The sequence below is a fragment of the Sinorhizobium sp. genome, from assembly GCF_059070375.1.
This window is the reverse complement of the sequence record NZ_JCACWC010000001.1, coordinates 816,368-836,391: the sequence shown is the minus strand read 5'-3', so window position 1 is coordinate 836,391 and position 20,024 is coordinate 816,368. Positions and strand designations below refer to the sequence as shown.

General features: G+C 62.6%; 14 protein-coding genes and 3 pseudogenes. 10 read left to right on the top strand and 7 right to left on the bottom strand.

All coding sequences use genetic code 11. From position 1 onward, the window contains the following. Positions 1–171: 171 nt before the first annotated feature. From AC5J09_RS04055 to AC5J09_RS04045, 3 genes and pseudogenes are all read right to left on the bottom strand, one after another. A pseudogene (locus AC5J09_RS04055) lies at positions 172–605 on the bottom strand (plasmid maintenance toxin (PemK-like)). Beyond that, a pseudogene (locus AC5J09_RS04050) lies at positions 592–870 on the bottom strand (type II toxin-antitoxin system prevent-host-death family antitoxin). The pseudogenes AC5J09_RS04055 and AC5J09_RS04050 overlap by 14 nt, the downstream one beginning before the upstream one ends. Positions 871–1,139: 269 nt before the next feature. After that, entirely contained in the window at positions 1,140–2,087 is a 948-nt protein-coding gene (locus AC5J09_RS04045; RefSeq protein WP_494296939.1) for a LysR substrate-binding domain-containing protein, read from the bottom strand. 126 nt (positions 2,088–2,213) lie between these two features. On the opposite strand from AC5J09_RS04045, the gene AC5J09_RS04040 reads away from it, so the two are divergent. Together AC5J09_RS04040 and AC5J09_RS04035 are read left to right on the top strand one after the other, a co-directional pair. Then, the gene (locus AC5J09_RS04040; protein WP_018096585.1) at positions 2,214–2,606 is read left to right on the top strand and encodes a RidA family protein; all 393 of its coding nucleotides are present in this window, start codon (positions 2,214–2,216) and stop codon (positions 2,604–2,606) included. A gap of 1 nt (position 2,607) precedes the next feature. Continuing rightward, entirely contained in the window at positions 2,608–3,744 is a 1,137-nt protein-coding gene (locus AC5J09_RS04035) for an NADH:flavin oxidoreductase (protein WP_494296938.1), read from the top strand. A 46-nt stretch (positions 3,745–3,790) separates the two neighbouring features. Here AC5J09_RS04035 and AC5J09_RS04030 read toward each other — a convergent pair whose 3' ends face one another. Beyond that, positions 3,791–4,675 carry a LysR family transcriptional regulator gene (locus AC5J09_RS04030; protein WP_494296937.1) on the bottom strand — a complete coding sequence of 295 codons (885 nt, stop codon included), beginning with the start codon at positions 4,673–4,675 and terminating at the stop codon, positions 3,791–3,793. A 310-nt stretch (positions 4,676–4,985) separates the two neighbouring features. On the opposite strand from AC5J09_RS04030, the gene AC5J09_RS04025 reads away from it, so the two are divergent. From AC5J09_RS04025 to AC5J09_RS04015, 3 genes are all read left to right on the top strand, one after another. Then, on the top strand, positions 4,986–7,421 hold the full coding sequence (locus tag AC5J09_RS04025) for a penicillin-binding protein 1A (RefSeq protein WP_494296936.1): 2,436 nt from the start codon (positions 4,986–4,988) through the stop codon (positions 7,419–7,421). 32 nt (positions 7,422–7,453) lie between these two features. Then, complete coding sequence (locus tag AC5J09_RS04020) at positions 7,454–9,157, top strand: peptidoglycan D,D-transpeptidase FtsI family protein (protein ID WP_494296935.1); 1,704 nt, start codon at positions 7,454–7,456, stop codon at positions 9,155–9,157. Between the two features lie 389 nt (positions 9,158–9,546). Then, positions 9,547–10,362, top strand: coding sequence for an SH3 domain-containing protein (locus AC5J09_RS04015; RefSeq protein ID WP_275598592.1), 816 nt, complete (start codon positions 9,547–9,549; stop codon positions 10,360–10,362). Between the two features lie 60 nt (positions 10,363–10,422). Here the strand turns inward: AC5J09_RS04015 and AC5J09_RS04010 are convergent, their stop codons facing one another. The 3 genes and pseudogenes from AC5J09_RS04010 to AC5J09_RS04000 form a co-directional block, all read right to left on the bottom strand. Then, positions 10,423–10,794, bottom strand: coding sequence for a DUF6969 family protein (locus AC5J09_RS04010; RefSeq protein ID WP_494297055.1), 372 nt, complete (start codon positions 10,792–10,794; stop codon positions 10,423–10,425). Next, a pseudogene (locus tag AC5J09_RS04005) lies at positions 10,791–12,072 on the bottom strand (GGDEF domain-containing protein). Before AC5J09_RS04005 ends, AC5J09_RS04010 begins: the two are co-directional and overlap by 4 nt. A gap of 156 nt (positions 12,073–12,228) precedes the next feature. Continuing rightward, positions 12,229–13,398 carry an ROK family transcriptional regulator gene (locus tag AC5J09_RS04000; protein ID WP_275598595.1) on the bottom strand — a complete coding sequence of 390 codons (1,170 nt, stop codon included), beginning with the start codon at positions 13,396–13,398 and terminating at the stop codon, positions 12,229–12,231. A gap of 238 nt (positions 13,399–13,636) precedes the next feature. Between AC5J09_RS04000 and AC5J09_RS03995 the strand changes: the two genes are divergently transcribed. From AC5J09_RS03995 to AC5J09_RS03975, 5 genes are all read left to right on the top strand, one after another. Beyond that, positions 13,637–14,905 (top strand): ABC transporter substrate-binding protein, encoded by a 1,269-nt coding sequence (locus AC5J09_RS03995; protein ID WP_494296934.1) that lies wholly within the window; start codon positions 13,637–13,639, stop codon positions 14,903–14,905. A gap of 74 nt (positions 14,906–14,979) precedes the next feature. Continuing rightward, the gene (locus AC5J09_RS03990; RefSeq protein ID WP_338280170.1) at positions 14,980–15,864 is read left to right on the top strand and encodes a carbohydrate ABC transporter permease; all 885 of its coding nucleotides are present in this window, start codon (positions 14,980–14,982) and stop codon (positions 15,862–15,864) included. Next, positions 15,864–16,715 (top strand): carbohydrate ABC transporter permease, encoded by an 852-nt coding sequence (locus tag AC5J09_RS03985; RefSeq protein ID WP_275598597.1) that lies wholly within the window; start codon positions 15,864–15,866, stop codon positions 16,713–16,715. The genes AC5J09_RS03990 and AC5J09_RS03985 overlap by 1 nt, the downstream gene beginning before the upstream one ends. Before the next feature lie 56 nt (positions 16,716–16,771). After that, entirely contained in the window at positions 16,772–17,938 is a 1,167-nt protein-coding gene (locus AC5J09_RS03980; RefSeq protein ID WP_494297054.1) for an ABC transporter ATP-binding protein, read from the top strand. Continuing rightward, positions 17,935–19,968: an aldo/keto reductase gene (locus AC5J09_RS03975; protein WP_494296933.1), complete on the top strand. Its 2,034-nt coding sequence runs from the start codon at positions 17,935–17,937 to the stop codon at positions 19,966–19,968. The genes AC5J09_RS03980 and AC5J09_RS03975 overlap by 4 nt, the downstream gene beginning before the upstream one ends. Positions 19,969–20,024: the final 56 nt, after the last annotated feature.

Here is a 20,024-nt window from a genome sequence, read left to right as displayed (position 1 = left end):
ATCCAATTCAAAAGGAAAGAGAACCTGCACGAAATTGTATCCTGATTGAAAATTCAGGTCTCGGAACGTATAAAGTCGGGGCGCCGCGCGTGCTTTCCGAACGCGTCGCGGCGCCCTATCCGATGGACCTCACTCATGCCGCTGCGGGCAAAGCACTCTCTGCCGCCCACCTTAATCGCTGCGGATTGCCGGCTGGTGCCGTTGAGCCCGGGCAAGTTCGACAAAGCGGCGCTTTACTTCGCCAAACAGCGCCGGTGGCAACGGTCCGAAATAGCCGCTGTCGCTATTCACCGGCCGGATATCCGGACCAGGCCAAGCGAAGCGGTTGCTTTCGCTGAGCACAATCCAGGAGGGCTCGTCATCAAGCCCAAGGCGGCGGCTTGGTCGTCGGTGGCATCTCGATCGACTCGTCGAGCTTGCCCGGTGGCGTATGGGTAGATTGGCAGCACCCGCACCGCGGGCGTGCCATCTTCGAGCGCGGTGACCAGCGCCAGCACCAGGCAGGGCCGATCCTTGTCACCTTCCTCGCGGCCCTTGAGATATTGCCAGTGCCAAAGATAGGAATAACGGAAGACGTGGCCGACCTTTATTTCAGTCGGCAGCATTCTTGTCCGTCAGCAGTTCGGCATCGAGATGATCGAAGCCCGTCTCCATTTCGGATTTTTAGACTGCGGCACGCTCGTCGCCGCTCAGCTCCGCCGTTGCCTCGACCCGGCGATCGCGTCGCGCCAGCCGCAGATAGTCTTCATAGGCGATGAGCACGGTGCGCGGCCAGCCATTCTTGGTGATGATCACCGGCTCGCGCACGGCGGCATCCTGGAAAGCCCCGAAATTCTTGGAAACCGTCGCGGCGGTCGCAGTGGATGTCATTTCAACAATCGTTTTCCGTAATTTCCGCAACGGCGCGGAGGCTGGACCCCATGAAAGAAGATAATAGAGCCACGGGTTCAGAGAGCCAAGCCGTGCACCGGCGCGCCGAAGCGCTCGACGACCGGCAATTCACATGTTGGCGCAAAAACTCCGCCGCGCGACACCTTGCCGACGACGTGGGTACAGCTTTCCGCCCGCATCCCGCTCAAACGTCCTGAAATCGATCATGTTCATGTTTTTAGGTCCACCCGACCCAAGAGCATCGTGCTCTAAGCGCGAGGCTGGGCAAGTGACCGCCGGCCGAGTCGATGCTCCGTATCGCCGAATTGCGCCATCACCCAGTCGCGCAGCACGCGCGTCGCAGGCCGGTCGGCCATGCGCGGGCTGTAGACGAGATCGCAGCGGTCGCCTTCGAGCGACAGTTCGAATGGCTGGACGAGGATGCCGGAAGCGAGCTCTTCCGCGACCAGGGTGAGGCTCAGCAACCCGATCCCCTGCCCGGCCACAACGGCCTGGACCGCGTGGATTTCGTCTGTGAATGAAATTCCCGCGCTCGCGTCGATGTCGGCGACGCCGGCCCGTGCCAGCCATTGCCGCCACACGGGCGCGCGCGGATCGTCGCGCCGTGCCGGACCCCAATCGAAATGGATGAGCGTCGCATGCCGGAGATCGGCAGCGCTGGTTCGAACCAGGCGCGGCGCGCAGACCGGCGCGAAGCGATCCGCAAACAGCGGCTCCGTGACAAGCCCCGGATAGTTGCCGCCGCCGAAACGGATGGCGGCATCCGCATCCGCCTCTAGATCGACGGCCAGGTTGGAGGCGTCGAGCCGCAACGTCCAATCCGGATACGCCTCGCGAAACGAGCCTGCGAGCGGCGCCAGCCGCTTCGCGACGAAGGCGACGGTGGACGTGAGCCGCGCCACCTGTCCCGCCTGCTGGCGGCGCACGTCTGCGATCGCCTGTTCGAAGCGGTCCAGGCCGTCGCGCAGCACCGGATACAGCGTCTTTCCCGCGGCGGTCAGATGCACCTGTCGCGTTGCGCGCTCGAAGAGCTTGACGTTCAGCGTCTCCTCCAACTGGCGGATCTGGTGGCTGACGGCGGTCGCCGAAACGTTGAGTTCCTCGGATGCGTCCTTAAAGCTCAGCCGGCGGGCAGCAGCCTCGAAGACCCGCAATGCGCCAAGTGACGGCAGCTTTCTCATCACTTCCTCACGCATGATTTCAACTCATCTATCGACTGAGAAATGCTCCTTTGTCAATGCGCGAAGGGACCAACATATTGCCCTCGACGAGCAAGGCGGCAGTGCCGAGCTGAGAAGAACTCAATCATGAAAGGACACCCCATGTTTCTCGAACAGGTCGTCACGAAGCCGGATCCCTATGCTCCGTTCCTGCTTTCGCAGGCAATCAAGGCCAATGGGTTCGTCTTCGTTTCGGGTCAGGCGGCGATCGGCGACGATGGCGAGATCGTCGGCGAGGGCGACTTCGACCGCCAGGCCGAGCAGGCTTTCGGCAATCTCGATCGCGCCCTGAAGGCCTCCGGTTCCGGGCTCGACAAGGTCGTCAAGGTTACGATTTTCCTGCGCTCCATGGAAAATTTCGCAAAGATCGTAGAACTGCGCCGCAGGTGGTTCTCCGCGCCCTATCCAGCCGACAGCATCATCGAGGTTTCCTCGCTCTATTCGCCAAAGGCGCTGATCGAGATCGAGGCCATCGCGCTTGACGGGAGCCGCTGACATGAACGCGCCGGCGATCATCCCCTCACCGGTCTTCACCGGTACCAGCCTCAAAGGTCTCGATTTCGCCAACCGGCTGTCGGTCGCTCCGATGACACGCATCAGCGCTTCGTCCGCCGGTGTGCCGGGCGAACGCATGGTGCACTACTATCAGCGCTTCGCACGCGGCGGCTTCGGCCTGGTGACGACAGAAGGCATCTACACGGACAAGGTCTATGCGCAGACCTATTCGGGCCAGCCCGGCCTGACCGACCGGGAACAGGCGGAGGCCTGGGGCCGCGTCGTCGATGCGGTCCATGCGGCCGGGGGCAGGATCTTCGCGCAACTCATGCATGGCGGCGCGCTGTCTCAAGCAAATCCTCACCGATCCGGTACAGTCGGTCCCTCGGCCGTCCGCCCTAAAGGCAGCCAGATGACCGGCTACCGCGGCGACGGCCCCTATGCCGTGCCGCGCGAGATCAGCGAAGCAGAGATCGCCGCCGCGATAGAGGGTTTCGCCGGTGCCGCGCGCCTGGCGATCGAGGTCGCCGGTTTCGACGGCATCGAGATACACGGCGCCAACGGCTATCTCCTGGATCAGTTCTTCACCGACTATACCAACCATCGCAAGGATCGTTGGGGCGGCGACATCGTCGCTCGCCTGGGCCTGTCCCTGGAAGTGCTGAAGGCCGTACGCGCGGCCATCGGCCAATCCGTGCCGCTCGGCCTGCGCCTCTCCCAGGGGAAGGTCAACGACTTCCGGCACAAATGGGCGGAGCGGGAACAGGGGGCGGCGAGAGTGTTCGAGGCATTGGCCGGGAGCCCGGCCGATTTCGCTCACGTGACGGAGTTCGAAGCCTGGCAACCGGCTTTCGAAGGCGGCGACATCTCTCTCGTGTCGCTTGCCCACCGTCACGCTCCGCGTCTCTTCCTCATCGCCAATGGCAGCCTGCACGATCTTGCGCGCGCTGAGCAGGTGGTGGAAGCCGGAGCGGACATGATCGCGCTCGGACGCGGCGCGCTCGTCAATCCCGATTGGCCGCATCGCATGGCCGAACGCAGCGCATTGCGGCCGTTCGAACTTTCGATGCTCGCGCCGACCAGCGAAATCAAGGACAGCGAACTCGCCCTTGACATGAGGGCGCGGCGACCAGTCTGAAGCCAGGTATGCCGGGGCGGGCATGCCCCGGCAGCTACCCTGCCGCCTATGGCACGCCGGCAGGGTTGGGCAATTGTTGCTTCAGCCACGACTTGAACGCGGTCATGCCTCTGGTGAACTGGCGTGACTTCAGCCAAGTCAGCCAGTAGTCGCCCGCTGCCACCGTGATGTCGAAAGGCTGAACCAGCCGTCCGCTCTCGATATAATGCTCGAACATGGTGATCGGCAGGAGGGCTGCGCCCGAGCCCCGGGCGGCCGCCTCTGCCAGCGCCAGCGAGGTATCGAAAACCATGCCGCGCAGGATGGGAGGCTGGGCGCCCGCTGCCCGGAACCATTGGGCCCACTCATCGGATCGGTACGAACGCAACAGCTCGATTCCGGCGAGGTCGACCGGTTCCTTGAGCCGAGCAGCAATCCGAGGCGAGCAGACCGGCGATAGCGGTGCGACCGACAGATGCATTGCGTCCGTGCCATGCCATGACCCGTCCCCGAACCGGATCGCGAAGTCGAGGCCGTCGCCGGCCAGATCGACGCGGTTGTTATTGCTCAGGATGCGCAGGTCCAGGTTCGGATGTGCATCATGAAAATCCGGCAAGCGCTGCATCAGCCAGCCGATCGCAAAGGTGCCGACGACGCCAACGGTCACGACTTCCTGGAAGTTTCCTTCTTCGAAACGGCTTATGGCCGCACACATGCGCTTGAACACGTCGCTCATCACCGGCGCAAGCGCCGACCCCTCATCGGTAAGGGCGAGGCCCCTCGGCAGCCGCCGGAACAACTTGACGCCAAGCAGATCCTCGAGCGACTTCACTTGATGGCTGATCGCGGTCTGCGAAACCCGTAGCTCCAGTCCGGCACGGGTAAAGCTGCAGTGGCGCGCCGATGCCTCGAAGGCACGCAATGCATTGAGGGGCAGTTTTGGGAGTTCCATGGAATCAGCTTCGTTTAGACCAAGTTTGATTCATGCCTACCCGCAAGATTGCTCGTTTGTCGAGTGCTCTTGCTTCTGCCATTCTCCCCGCAGTTCAAGGCAGTACAAGATCACGACGATTTCTGATCGAGTCGACCAAAAATCACGAACGTGATCGATTCCAACAAGTTAGAGAGGGATGCGGGCGGAAAGCCGCACACACTTTCCTCATCCCGCACCAGGCATTCAATCACGACCGTCGCGGCATCCGCCACAGGCGGCATCCATTCCTGTGTCAAGTTTTTGTCTGGTCGGAGCCACTGGTATCGGCATGAAGGTCATCGGTTATATATTCGGCATCGCCTCGGCTGCATTGCTGGCCATTTTCGGCACGGGCGCCGTTTATCTGTCGGGAATCGCGAAGGATCTGCCGGATCACCGCAAGCTTGCAGAATGGGAGCCGGCGCTCATGACGCGGTTTTACGCGTATGACGGAACGCCGATTGCCGAATACGCCAGGGAAAGGCGTCTGTATCTGCCCATCGCCACGATCCCGCAGCGCGTGAAGGCGGCCTTTCTCTCGGCCGAAGACAAGAGCTTCTATTCCCATTCCGGAATCGATGTCGTGAGCATCGTCAAGGCTGCCTGGTCCAATGCCGTGAATCTGGGCTCCGGCCAACGGTTGATCGGAGCCTCGACGATCACCCAGCAACTTGCCAAGAACTTTCTGCTTTCTTCGGATCGCACCTTTGAACGCAAGATCAAGGAGGCGGTGCTTTCGATCCGTATCGAGCACTCTCTCAGCAAAGACAGAATTCTCGAACTCTATCTGAACGACATCTACCTGGGGCTCGGGGCCTACGGCATTGCCGCCGGTGCGCTGACCTATTTCGACAAGTCCGTCAGCGAATTGACCGTTGCCGAGGCAGCGTATCTCGCTGCTCTGCCGAAGGGACCCAACAACTACAACCCGCACCGGCATCCCGAGCGCGCGGTCAGCCGGCGCAACTGGGTGATCGGCCAGATGCAGCGCAACGGCTTCGTCAGCGCCGCGGAGGCAAGCAGCATGATGACGAGACCTCTCGGCGTTAAGGCTCGGGCCGAACCCCCCTTGATGGCGGAGGCAAACTATTTCGCCGAGGAAGTGCGCCGGGAAGTCGCCGGGCAATATGGCGAGGCGGCGCTCTATAATGCCGGGCTTTCCGTGCGCACGACGCTTGACCCGACCCTTCAGTCGGCTGCGCTGAAGGCGCTTCGGGCCGGCCTCGTCGAGTACGACCAGGCGCGGGGGTTTCGGGGGCCGGTCGCACATATCGATGTCTCGGACTGGACGGCGGCCTTGGCTGAGCAGAAGACTTTGACGGATGTGAAGGAGTGGCGGATCGCCGTAGTGCTCTCCTGTTCCGATACGGGTATACGCATCGGACTTCGCAGTGCAAAGCCCGGTCCCGAGCACTCGCCGTCCGGCCCCGAAACGGGCTTTATCGGCAGCAATACCATGCAGTGGGCGCTGAAGCTTTCTGCCGGAGGCAGGATCAGGCAGGTCGACTCCATCGACAAGGTCCTCTCGCCGGGGGACGTTGTTCATGTCGAGAAGGCGGAAGACGGTTACCTCCTGCGACAAATACCCGAAGTGCAGGGCGCGATCGTGTCGATGGACCCGAATACGGGTCGCGTGCTGGCGAGCATTGGCGGTTTTTCCTTTGCACAGTCACGCTTTAATCGCGCGACGCAGGCTTTGCGCCAGCCCGGCTCGGCCTTCAAGCCCTTCGTTTACGCCGCTGCCCTGGATACCGGCTACACGCCGGCGACGCTGGTCATGGACGCACCCTTTTCGATGCCGGACGGGGCGGGCCGTCTTTGGAAACCGAAGAACTACGACGGCAAATTCGGCGGTCCTTCCACTCTGCGCACCGGCCTTGAGAAAAGCCGCAACCTGATGACGGTGCGCCTCGCCCAGCATCTGGGCATGGGCGTCGTTGCCGAATATGGCCGCGCCTTCGGCCTCTACGACAAGCTCGCCCCCTACTTGCCGATGTCGCTCGGAGCCGGCGAAACCACGCTGACGCGGCTCGTTTCGGCCTATGCGGTCCTCGCCAATGGCGGACACGCCGTTAAGCCCTCGATGATCGACCGCATCCAGGATCGTCACGGTCGTACGATCTTCCGTCACGACGGTCGCGCCTGCGATCGATGCAACGCCGCAAGCTGGCAGCATCAAGAAGAGCCGGTGCTTCGCGACACCCGCAAGCAGGTGCTCGACCCGATGACGGCCTATCAGGTGACATCGATGCTGCGCGGCGTGGTCGAGCGTGGAACGGCGCACCGGGTGGCGCAGCTCGGCGCACCCGTCGCCGGCAAGACCGGGACCACGAACGACGAGAAGGATGTCTGGTTCGTCGGCTATACCCCGACGCTGGTGACCGGCATCTTCATGGGATACGACGCACCGAAACCCATGGGCTACGGCGAAACGGGCGGCGGACTCGCGGCCCCGATCTTCATCGACTTCATGAAGGTGGCAATGCGCGGCAAACCTGCCGTGGACTTTCCCGTTCCGCAAGGCCTGACCTTCGCGAGCGTGAACCGCCGCACGGGCAAGCGGGCCGCTTCAGGAGACCCCGGTTCGGCTGTCGAGGTCTTCAAACCGGGAACCGGGCCGTGCTTGACGGAATGTCCCGTCATAGACGGGTTCGGCGCGGAGGGAGCCGAACTCCCTGCCGCGTTGCGCGAGCAGCTTCTGACAGCCCCCCAAGGCCTCTATTGAGCCATTGCCTCTTATCTCGCCGAGGGATCGAAATGAGGAAGCACGCCTTCGCCCTGCGGAGCAGGGCACGCAGCAGGCGGTTACGCATCGTCTGCATCATGGCAGCGTTCGCCGCCATTTTCGCCGGCGCGTTCATACGACTTGTGCAACTCGGCATGCAGGAAGAGGCAGGCCGCGAAACCCGCCTCACCTATGACAGGGCTCCCGGTGGACGACCTGCGATCGTCGACAGGAACGGACAACTGCTCGCGACCGACATTCCGACCGCGTCACTCTACGTCGAGCCGCGATCTATTCCCGATCTGGACGAGGTGGTCGAGAAACTCACTGCGATCTTCCCGGAACTCGACGCGCGCGAACTCCATACCCGTCTCCGACGCAAAGATGCCTTCACGTGGATCAAGCGGCAGATACCACCGGACAAGCAGCAGGCGGTGATCGATTCCGGATTGGCGGCGGTCGGCTTTCGGCCCGAAAATCAACGGCTCTATCCGAACGGTCCGTTGGCTGCCCATGTCCTTGGCGCCGTGGACATCGACAATTTCGGCATCGCCGGCATAGAAAAATGGATCGACGCAAACTGGCTTGCGGACCTGCGCGGCACCGGCATCGAACTTAAGGGGCGTGAGCTCCAGCCGGTCGAGCTTTCAATCGACCTGCGCGTTCAGTACGCCATGGAGCAGGAACTCGGTAAAGCCGTCACGAAATTCGGAGCTGCCGCGGGTGCCGGGCTCCTGCTCGACGTCACGAATGGCGAAATACTGGCGCTCGCCTCCTATCCGGCCTTTGACCCGAACAATCCGGTGGACGCCTTCAAGCCCGGCCGGATAAACCGCGTCACCGCCGGCGTTTTCGAGATGGGATCGACGTTCAAGGCTCTGACCACGGCAATGGCGCTGGAGTCGGGCCGGTTCGAACTCCAATCCGTCGTGGATGCGAGCAGACCTTTGCGTTTCGGACGGCAGCGCATCCACGACTATCGCGGGAAATACAGGCCGCTCACCATTCGGGAAGCCTTCATTCACTCCTCGAACATCGTCATGGCGAAAATGGCGATGGCGCTCGGCCCCGAAGCGTTGCGGACTTTTCTCGGACGTTTCGGCGTTTTGTCTCAGCTTGCGACCGAGCTGCCGGAGAGCGCCGCACCGCTGCGGCCCTCCTCCTGGAGCGAGGTGACCACGGCAACGGTTTCCTTCGGCCACGGGATCGCCGTGACGCCCCTGCAAGCCAGCATGGCCGTCGCCGCTTTGGCGAACGGCGGAAAGCTGATCAGGCCCACCTTCATAAAGGACAGCCCCGTGTCCGAACGAACCATGGCGGAAAACCTCGTGTCCGCGAACACCAGTGAGGCGATACGCCACCTCCTGCGCCTCAACACCGCCGTCGGCTCAGCCACGAAGGCCGTTGTCCCCGGCTACGTGATCGGCGGCAAGACCGGTACGGCGGAAAAGGTGGTCCAGGGCCGCTATTCCAAGGTTCTCAACGTCACATCCTTCATGGGCATCGTACCGGCGGACGATCCCCGGTACCTGCTGCTCACCTTGCTGGACGAGCCCCGCGGCCTGGCGGAAACCCATGGCAACCGCACCTCCGGATGGAATGCCGTGCCGCTCGGCGGCGCCCTTCTGCATCGCATCCTCCCGATGCTCCTCACGCCCGTTTTCCCATCGCTGCCAGACGCCGAAGCTGTTCCTGTGGCGATGGGAGAACCGTCTGTAGATCCCTCAAGCGATTAACGCGTGAATGATCGCGGGACGGTCGTCGTTTGGTTGCGGCTGCGGTTTCGTGCCCGCCCTCACTGATTGGCGCTAGGCGCGTGTTACCGATGGCCCCTGGACTTCTGGCAGGGCTCGGAGCGCTCAGAGCCCATTTCTGCCAGGCACAGGTGCTGAAGAGACTGGAAGCGTCCGTCGTTGTGCCCATCGACTTCCTGCCTGGGGCTCACGGCCTAAGTGTTCAAGCCGCGTTCATGCAAAAGGCGCTATAAACCATTGAAAGACAAGAGGATGGTGGCCGCCTGACGCAAGCTGTCGAGCGCTCCGACCATGCCCGGGACCGGAAAAGCCCGAAGTACAGCAAGTTCCGGATGCGGTGGCAGGACGCAGGCCTCCAGGGAGTTGAAAACATGAAATCCACGCTTTTGAAAATTGCCGCGACCGGTATGCTTTTGCTTGCTCCGTCGATCGCTCAGGCGGCAGAAGGCTTCGCAACGGCGAACGTCAATATGCGCGCCGGCCCAAGCACAGCATATCCGGCGATTACCGTAATACCGGCTGGCGAATCTATCGAAATCTACGGCTGTCTTGCCGACGTGCCATGGTGCGACGTGGAGTTCTACGACGGCCGTGGATGGGTGCACGGGCGATATATCCAGGCACTTTATCAACAGCGCCGGGTTTATGTGGGCCCTCAATATTATCGCCGCCTCGGTATTCCTGTCGTCGTCTTCAGCTTCGGCAGCTATTGGGATCGTCACTACCGCGACCGTGACTTTTATCGCGACCGCGATCGCTGGCGCCGCGGGCCCGACTTCTATCGCGGCCCGGATCGCCGTGTGGAACCCGACCGCCCGCCCAGCCGCAGACCTGATTTCGAGCGGAGGCCGGCTCAGCGTCCGGAATTTGACCGGAGATTGGAGCGGAGGCCCGATTCTAGTCGCAGCTCTGAAAGACGCCGGGACTTCGACGATCGCCCAGATCGCCTTCCGGATGTCGAGCGCGTGCCCAACCGCAGGCCCGATGTGGATCGGCGGCGGGACTCTGACCGTGAACTGCGCAACGATCGCGATCGCAACCGCCGGAACTTCGAACGTGGGGGCAATGATGGCAATCGCGTCATCCGCCGCGGCGACGACAACCGCAACCGGAGCGGTGGTGACGATGACCGCCGCAGGCCGCAGCGACGTGTCTGCCAACCGGGCGATCCGGGTTGCCCGAACTAATGTGGCCCCGGGGGCGGCAGAAATGCCGCCACCGCGCATCGGCCGCAAGGTCGGCTACACCTACAATCTGAGGGCTCGAGGTTCTGAAGTGACCTCCAGCGCACGGTCCTGGCGTGCTTCGACGCCTACAGGCTGGCGGTGTGTGAGCAAGGCGCGATCGCGCTCACGGATCAGTTCGGTTATCTCGCGCTCATAGGCGGTGAAAATCGCCGTCAGCCAACGGTTCACGAGATAAGACGGCCGCGGCATCTGCACGTCGAAGCGCTGCAAAAGAGCGATCGTGCCTTCCGCGCCGAGCCAGTCATCGCCGACCACCCACTTGTTCACCGTAAAGAGCCACAGAAGGCGCCCGTGAGCGTTAACCCCGACCGCCGCGCAGCGGAGGAAGCGCGAGCTTGGGTGCCGCCGCGGCGCAGGCTCCCGCGGCGCTATACGGTCGGCAGGTCAGGCTGATAGAGGACCACCCGGTTACGGCCCGCTTGTTTCGCCAGGTAGAGTGCAGCGTCAGCCTGGTTCTGAAGCTTCTCCGGCGCGATGATCTCTTCACCTGGCGCCTGCGCCGCCACGCCAATGCTGAGAGTGACGTAAGGCGATACGCGGGATGCGGGGTTAGGAAGGGAGGCAGCTTCGACGCTCGCCCTGAATTCGTTCAGCCGTAGCCAGCGCCGCTTCTTCATCTGCGCCCGGGAGCACGACGAGAAACTCCTCACCGCCATAACGGGCTACATGGTCGCGGTTTCGCCTGACGCTGCTCTGAATGATCCCGGCAACTTTGACGAGGCAGCGATCGCCCTCGGCATGACCGAGCCGATCATTCAGGTTCTTGAAATCGTCGATGTCGCACATCAGCATGGCGGTGCCCGGCCGCCGCTCCGCGCCTGCGCTCCAGAGGCGGCTGAGGGTTTCCATCATCCAGCGCCTGTTGGCGATCCGGGTCAAGGGATCGGTCTTTGCGAGGCGCTCCAGCCGGGCATTGGCGTCGGCCAGCTCCGCTACCCGCCGCATGTCGCGAAGTTCGAGAAGGAAAGTCTTCTGGGCCAGGATCGTTATCGTGCGTCGGGCAACGACGGTCGCAACAATACCGCTCGCAAAAAACAGCGTTCCAGCCACGGCACTGCCCCTCTCCAGCATCGGATTGTGCAACTGAAAGATCAGGTAGAGGCCGAGCGCGAAAGAGGCGACCGCCACCGTCCAAGCCAAAGGAACTGCGAAAATGATGATGGCGGTGATGGCGACGAACAGCATGATGTTCAGGTGCCGCTCATGGAATTCCCCACCCGCGCTCACGCCCACCAGCGCAACCGAAAGGAGGATGAGGAACAGGCCCGCAAGCAGGGACATCCTTTGCAGCCGCACACCGCGCGGTTTTCGCCAGACATAGGCGGTGGCCAGCGCCGCGGGCGGCAGAATGCAGGCCGGCGGAAGCATCGAGAGCACGACCGCCTTCGGAAGCAGGATCGCGTTGAGACCCAGCGTCAGCACGTCCAGCAAGGTCACCCATATCATCCACGCGCGAATGATCTTGGCCGTACGCGACCACGAACGCTCCTGGAACAGGCGACCGAGCTCACCTCTTAGACGAATGTCCCGCGTGCGGCCCGTGAGAAGGCGCTCGACTTCGGCCATGACAGCCGGATTGCGCGGCTGATACCGCATTTCCGGAGAGGCGCTCACGCGACCGGCACCAACTGCGCTTTCCTGAAGCTCCATCCTTGACCATCTAGGGGAGCACCTCCTGCTGGCAAGATCACCGGCGTATGAACTCGCGAGTTGCAGTCCATACGGCAAATCGTGGCGGCGGTTGCCGCGAGCGTTGGAAGGCGTGGCGGCTGCGGTGCAATGTCGCGACTTCCGGGTCAGGCGCGCTCAGGCATTGCCCGCCGTTGTCTCGAAGTCGAATAGCTTTTGAGTCACGAGCGCCGCTGCACCCCGCGCCCAGGAATCGTCCTCCCAATCTAGTAGAACAGGCGGTGCTTGACGGAATGCAAAGCGTTCAAGGGTCGCTCGCAAGGGTCCGAAGAGCGCGTCTCCGTAGGCGACTGCTTCGCCGCCGACCACGATTACCTCCGGGTCGATCACGTTCATCAGACCGGCGAGGTGCCGGCCCAAAGTTTCACCCGCTTCGCGCATGACCGAATGAGCGGCCTTGTCGCCGGCGGCAATCGCGGCGACCATTTCGGCCCGTCCGTCCGTCTCCGGTCGGCCGCTGCGTTCGTGCCAGGTTTGAAGCATTGCCGGCTCTGAGAAGTAAGACATAAGGCAGCCGCGCTTGCCGCATTCGCAGGGTCTGCCGCCCTCCACATGTGGGAAATGGCCGAACTTGCCGGCCGCGCCGTGCGCGCCGCGATAAAGCTTACCATCCAGCACCAAAGAACAGGCTACCCCCACCCCAATCGCAAGAACACCCATGGTCTTGTAATGCCGTCCGAGGCCGAAAAGCTGCTGGGCGATCGCATAGGCATTGGTGTCGTCTTCCAGCCAGACGGGTACCCCGATTCGGCGCGCCACGAGATCACCCAGGGGTACATTGTCCCAACCGTACCGGTTGCTCCGAATACAGACCGCCCGCTGATTGTCGATGACCCCGGGCATGGCGATGCCAATCCCGGCGAGCCGGGTGGCCGGCCGGTTGGCGAGTGCAATCAGCTTCGGCACCGCTCCCGCGAGGGCATCGGCAATCGTATCGGGATCATGCGCCGGCAGCGGCAGCCGCAGGGAAGCGAGCGGTGTCGTCTCTAGATCAGTGACGACGCACTCGACGCTGCCTGCCATCAGCTTGAAGCCTAGCGCCACACCGCCGGCATAGTCGATGGCGACCGGGATCGGACGCCGCCCCTGTGCGCCGGCAACGGATTGACCTTCGATGAGCAACCCCTCCTCGATGAGGTCGCCCACCACAAAGGTAACGGCCGCGGGACTAAGGCCCGTGGTGGCGGCTATTTCGGCACGGCTCTTGGGGCCTTCGCGCCGGAGCAGGTTGAGGATAAGCCGGCGGTTCATCGCACGCGTCGTGCTTTGGTCACCCTTCGTCTTCACGTCTGTCCTTATTTTATTTTGTAAATTAATATTGCCTCGTCTCCGCGACTATGCATAACTGAGCGCGCCGATCAAGCGGGTCAACCCTGATCCGCGACCGGCTGAAATGCAGAAATCCCCGCAGCGAAAGCAGGCGACGCAATGCGTTGCCGGCACGGGGATCCTTTTGCTGGCAGCCAGCCCTGGGAGGAGACGGGGCGAAGCGCCTTAATCGAGCCATTCCAGGGAGGATTATCGAGTGACTTTCAATTGGATTGAGCGCAGCCTGTCCCGACGTACGTTCCTCAAGGGCACCGCCGGAGTTTCTACCGCCTTGAGCGGGTTTCCAATTCCCGCTCTCGCCCAATCAAACGAGGTGACGATCATCTCCGCCGAGAGTAACGCCAATACGGCAGAGGTCCTGCGGCGCATTGCTGCGGATTTCGAAGAGGCGGCCGGCACCAAGGTCGTCGTCAACAATATGGACCACGAGGCCCATAAGACGGCGATCCGCAATTATCTCGTCGCCGGTGCGCCGGACGTCTGCTTCTGGTTTTCGGGCAACCGCATGCGCGCCTTCGTGACACGCGGCCTGTTCGACGACATCTCCGACCTCTTCCAAAAGGAGAAATATGCCGATGTGCTGGGCGCTACCGCCGGCTCGGTGACGGTCGAGGGCAAGCAGTACGGCCTGCCGACAGGCGGCACCCTCTGGGGCATGTTCTACCGCAAGGACGTCTTCGACGAGCACGGGCTGAAGGTCCCCGCTTCCTGGGAAGATTTCCTTGCGTTCGGCGAGAAGTGCAAAAGTGCGAGCCTGACGCCGGTCGCCATGGGAACGAAGGACCTCTGGCCGGCGGCCGGATGGTTCGACCAGATGAACCTCCGTATCAATGGTCTCGACAAACACTTCGCACTGATGAACGGGGAGATGGCCTATACGGATGAGACGCTGAAGCCGGTCTTTAAACATTGGGAAAAATTGATAAAGCAGGGCTTCTTCACGCCGGATCATACCTCCTTCGGGTGGCAGGAGGCAGGCGCCTTCCTCGCTCAGAAGCGGGCCGGAATAATGAACCTCGGTGCGTTTGTCCGGGCGGCTTTCCCCGAACAAGACTTGCCGCAACTCACCTTCGCTCCCTTCCCGGTGATCGACGATGGCCTCGGCCGGTATGAGGAATTCTCGCTGAACTCCGTGCACATTCCGACAAACGCCAAAAACAAGTCGGGTGCGCGCGAATTCCTGACCCATTTCTACAAGCCGGAGAATCTGGCCGCCTATCTGGAGCCGGGCGGCAATGTTCCGCCGCGCAACGACCTACCGCCAAGCAAGGATCCGCTCGTCAACGCCGCCGTAGAGAGTCTCAAGGCAGTTGCCGGCACGTCGCAATTTTACGATCGGGACACAGATCCTGACATGGCTCAGGCTGGTCTTGTCGGCTTCCAGGAGTTCATGGCCCGACCGGAGCGCCGGGACGCCATCCTGCAGCGGCTGGAGGGAACTCGCCGGCGGATCTTCAAGCTCTGAGACCTTCCTCAATAACCTCGGGGCTGGGCTGCTGCGGTCCTGCCCTTCCCTTACCCACACAGGGACTTCCACGCATGACGAGCCTTTGGCGCCGCCACCGCTGGTGGCTGACCCCGACACTCCTGATCCTGCCTGGCGCGATCCTCTTCGCCGTGGTTATCCTGGCATCCTCCATCCAAAGCTTGTGGATCAGCTTGCACGACTGGGACGGCTTCGGTCCCATGGTCTGGATCGGCCTGGGTAACTACCGCGAGTTGATGGACGATCCACAATTCTACGTCTCGCTCAAGAACAACGTCATCTGGCTCGTCATGTTCATGCTCGCGCCGCCGATAGGGCTCGCGATCGCGCTGCTGGTCAACCAGAAGATAAAGGGTATGCGCCTCATCAAATCGATGTTCTTCATACCGCTGGTGCTCGCCTCGGTCGCCGTCGGCGTGGTCTTTACCTGGGTCTACACGCCTGAGTTCGGGCTACTGGCGCTCATCTTCCGCGCATTCGGGGCGAACGCTCCGGCGCTGCTGTCGGACGAACACTTCGTCACTTTTGCCATCGTCGTCGCCGCCCTCTGGTCGCAGATCGCCTTTTGCATGGTTCTCTACCTCGCCGGGCTCAACAACCTGAGCGAGGAGCTGATCGGTGCCGGCCGCGTCGACGGCGCGCGCGGATGGAACATGTTGCGCCACATCGTGCTGCCGCAACTGACGCAAGTCACCTTCATCGCGATCGCCGTGACGGTGGTCGGCGCGTTGCGCTCCTTCGATATGATTTCCGTCATGACGCGCGGCGGCCCCTTCGGCTCCTCGTCTGTGCTGGCCTACCAGATGTTCGAGCAGTCGATCTTTTCCTACCGCTTCGGCTATGGCGCGGCGATCGCCTCGGTGCTCTTCGTGATCATGGCCGTCTTCATCGCCTGGTATCTCACGCGCATCATCCGCGCGGAAGAAAGGGGCGCCTGATGTATCCCCGTCCCATACCCGAAACTGCGCATGCGAGCCGCAGGCTCTACATGACGCTCGTCGGAGCGATCCTCATCATCTGGCTTGCGCCGCTCTTCGCCGTGATCCTAACCTCGTTCCGCTCGATGGCGGACGTGATGAGCGGCAATCTCTGGGGCTGGCCCACGGAAATCGCCGTCGTCGAGAACTACACGGCGGTCTTCACGCAGACTCCGATGGCGCGCTATTTCCTCAACAGCCTCGTCATCACCATTCCCTCGGTGATCGGCGTGCTGATCCTTTCGACGCTGGCGGGCTTCGTGCTGGCGCGGTACCGCTTCCCGGGCAATATGCTGATCTTCGCGCTCTTCGTCGGCGGCAATTTCCTGCCGCACCAGATCATGATGATCCCGGTGCGCGATCTCATGGTGAGGCTGAACCTCTATGACACAACCACGGCGCTTATCATCTTTCACGTCGCCTTCCAGACCGGCTTCGCGACGCTCTTCATGCGCAACTTCATCGCCGCGTTGCCCGACGAACTGTTCCAGGCCGCGCGTGCCGAGGGTGCGACACCCTTCCAGACCCTGAACCATGTCGTCGTACCCCTCGTCCGGCCGGCGCTGGCGGCGCTCGCCATCCTGCTCTTCACCTTCATCTGGAACGACTACTTCTGGGCGGTGGTCTTGACGGTGAGCGACAATGTCAAGCCGGTGACGGCAGGACTTGCGAACCTGCGCGGCGAATGGGTCTCCGCCTGGAACCTGATCTCGGCCGGCACGATCATCGTCGCCGTGCCGCCGGTCGTCATGTTCTTCCTCATGCAAAAACACTTCATCTCAGGACTTACCATGGGAGCGGTGAAGGGATGACTGCAGCTTCCTCGCCGATCTTTGCCAAGTCCAGGAACCGTAGCGAGCGGAACACCATGAAAAGCCTTGAACTTCACCGGATCGAGAAGAGCTACGGCGCCTACCACGCTCTTCGCGGAATAGACCTTTCCGTCGAAGACGGCGAGTTCATCGTCATGGTCGGACCGTCCGGCTGCGGCAAGTCCACCCTCCTGAAGACGATCGCCGGGCTCGAGACGATCTCCTCGGGGCGGATCCTGATCAGCGGGCGCGATGTGACGAAGGAAGAACCGGGCGATCGCGGCATCGCCATGGTCTTTCAATCCTACGCGCTCTATCCCCACATGACGGTCGCAGAGAATATGGGCTTCGGGCTTCGCATGGCCAAGCGTCCGAAGGAGGAAATTGACGCCGCCGTCGCACGCGCAGCGAAGATCCTCCGGATCACGGACCAGCTCAACAAACGGCCAAAGCAGCTCTCCGGCGGCCAGCGCCAACGCGTCGCGATCGGACGCGCAATCACGCGCTCGCCGGACGTCTTCCTGTTCGACGAACCGCTGTCGAACCTCGATGCGGCGTTGCGGACGCAGATGCGCGTGGAGCTTTCGAGCCTCCATGCTGAACTCGGCGCGACCATGATCTACGTCACGCACGACCAGGTCGAGGCGATGACGATGGCGAGCCGCATCGTCGTGCTGAATCGCGGTGCGATCGAACAGGTCGGTTCGCCGCTCGAACTCTATCGCAACCCCGGCAACCTCTTCGTCGCGGGGTTTCTGGGCGCGCCGCGCATGAATTTCTTCGACGTGACGATCGACGAGGTTTCCGGGGCGATGGCCGGGATCTCGGCGCCCGGTCTTGCACCCCTGGCCGTATCGCTCGCCGAGGGTACAGTACTGAAATCGGGCGACAGGGCCACGCTCGGTATCCGGCCCGAGAACATCCGCCTCGCCGCTGGCGATGCCACCCGGGCGGCGATCTCCGGCAAGGTACGCCTCGTCGAGCATCTCGGCCGCGAAACGATCCTCTATGTCGACGCCGGCGCCCTGCAATGCGTCAGTTCGGAGAGCGGCACGGGCAACATCACGGTGCAGATCGGCCAGGTGACGCCGATAGCCGCCGATAGCCTGGTATCGCTCTCGATCGATCCGCACGACGCCTATCTCTTCGCCGGCGACGGCGAGCGGACCGTGACGGTCCGCAAGGCCATCCATTCAAACCAAACCAAAGTAGGCACGATATGAACGAACTGACCAGGATCCGCTGGGGCATTCTCGGCCCCGGCAACATCGCGAAGGACTTCTTCGCCGGCGCGCTGCAATCCGCCAACGGAAAGGTCGTCGCAATCGGCGCCCGCAATCCGGCAAAGCCCGGCCTTGCGGACGATTTTCCGGGCACGCGCATCGTCGCCGGTTACGATGCACTGCTCGACGACCCGGAAATCGATGCGGTCTACATCGCCACGGTCCATCCGCTTCACGCGGAATACGCAATCAAGGCCGCCGAAAAGGGCAAGCACGTGCTCTGCGAGAAGCCGATGGGTCTGTCGGCGGCGGAAGCGGACGCCATGTTCGAGGCTGCCCGCAAGGCGGGCACCTTCATGGCCGAAGCCTACATGTACCGGCTTCACCCGCTGACCGCCAAGATCGTCCAGCTCGTGAAAAGCGGGATGGTCGGCGAGGTGCGCAAGATCCAGTCGAGTTTCGGTTTTGCAAAGCTGCCCTACGATGAGGGGCATCGGCTCTTTTCCAATGAAATGGCGGGCGGCGGCATACTGGACGTTGGCGGCTACACCACCTCCATGGCGCGCCTCATCGCGGGCGTCGGCACATCGTCGGGCGTGATGGAGCCGACCGAGGTGACCGCCCTCGGCCATCTTGGTCGGACGGGCGTCGACGAGTGGACCTCTGCCCTCCTGTCCTTCCCGAACGGCATCATCGCCGAGCTTTCCTGCTCGGTCTCTCTCGTGCAGGAAAACGTGCTGCGGATCCTCGGCGCGAATGGCCGCATCGAGGTCGGTCACTTCTGGTTCGCCGGCGGTAAGCGGGGAGGCACCAACATCATCCGCGTAATCCACGCCGACGGCCGCCAGGAGGAAGTCCCGGTCGCCGAGCCACGCCATCTCTACAGCTTCGAGGTCGAGGCCGCCGGCGACGCGATCCGCGCAGGTCGCACGGAATTTGCCTATCCGGGCACGAGCCGGGCCGACACACTCGGGAATCTGCGTGTCATGGACAAGTGGCGTGCGGCGATCGGCCTGGAATACGAAGGCGAGAAACACACCGTGCGGACCCGAACGGTGCGCGGCGACAAGCTTTCCCGCAAGACCAGCCATGTGCGGAGCGGCCGCATCGACGGCCTGCAAAAGGAGATATCGCTTGCTGCGCTCGGCCTCATGGAGTTTTCGACCTTCTCATCCGCTGCCATGGTACTCGACGCCTTTTTCGAGGCGGGCGGCAACCTGGTTGATACTGCGTTTCTCTACGGCAATGGCCTGCAGGACCGGCTCGTCGGCGAGTGGATGCGCAGCCGCGGTGTGCGCCAGGAAACGGTCGTCATCGCCAAGGGTGCGCACAGTCCGCTCTGCTATCCGGACGTGATCGGCAAGCAACTGACAACCAGTCTCGAGCGCATGGGCACCGATTATGTCGACATCTATTTCATGCACCGCGACAGTCCGGACATCCCCGTGGGCGAGTTCGTCGACGCCATGGACGCGGAGGTGAAGGCCGAACGGATCCGAGGTCCCTTCGGCGGCTCGAACTGGACGCGCGAACGCTTCGATGAGGCAATCGCCTATGCCGAGCGTACCGGCAAGACGAAACCGAGCGTGCTTTCCAACAATTTCTCACTGGCCGAGATGGTCGAGCCGGTCTGGGCCGGCTGCATTTCGTCCTCGGACGACGCCTGGATGCACTGGCTGGAGGAGAAAGGCGTCACCAATTTCGCTTGGTCGAGCCAGGCGCGCGGCTTCTTCACCGACCGCGCGGGCCGCGGCAAGCGGGACGATTCGGAACTTGCCCGCTCCTGGTATTCCGAAAGCAACTTCGCTCGGCGGGACCGGGCGATCGCACTCGGGCGCAAGCTCGGCAAGGACCCGATTCAAATAGCGCTCGCCTATGTTCTGGCGCAGAAGGGCCGTGTCATCCCGCTGATCGGCCCGCGCTCGCTTTCCGAGCTCAACCACAGCCTCGACGCTTTCTCAATTGCGCTTTCCCCAGGTGACGTCCGGTGGCTGCGAGATGGCGACCCGGGCCAGTCGAGCGCTGCCTGAAGGTCCGCTCGCACTAAAAGCTGCCTTGTATCGGTTCAAGAGCTTGATACGCTCGT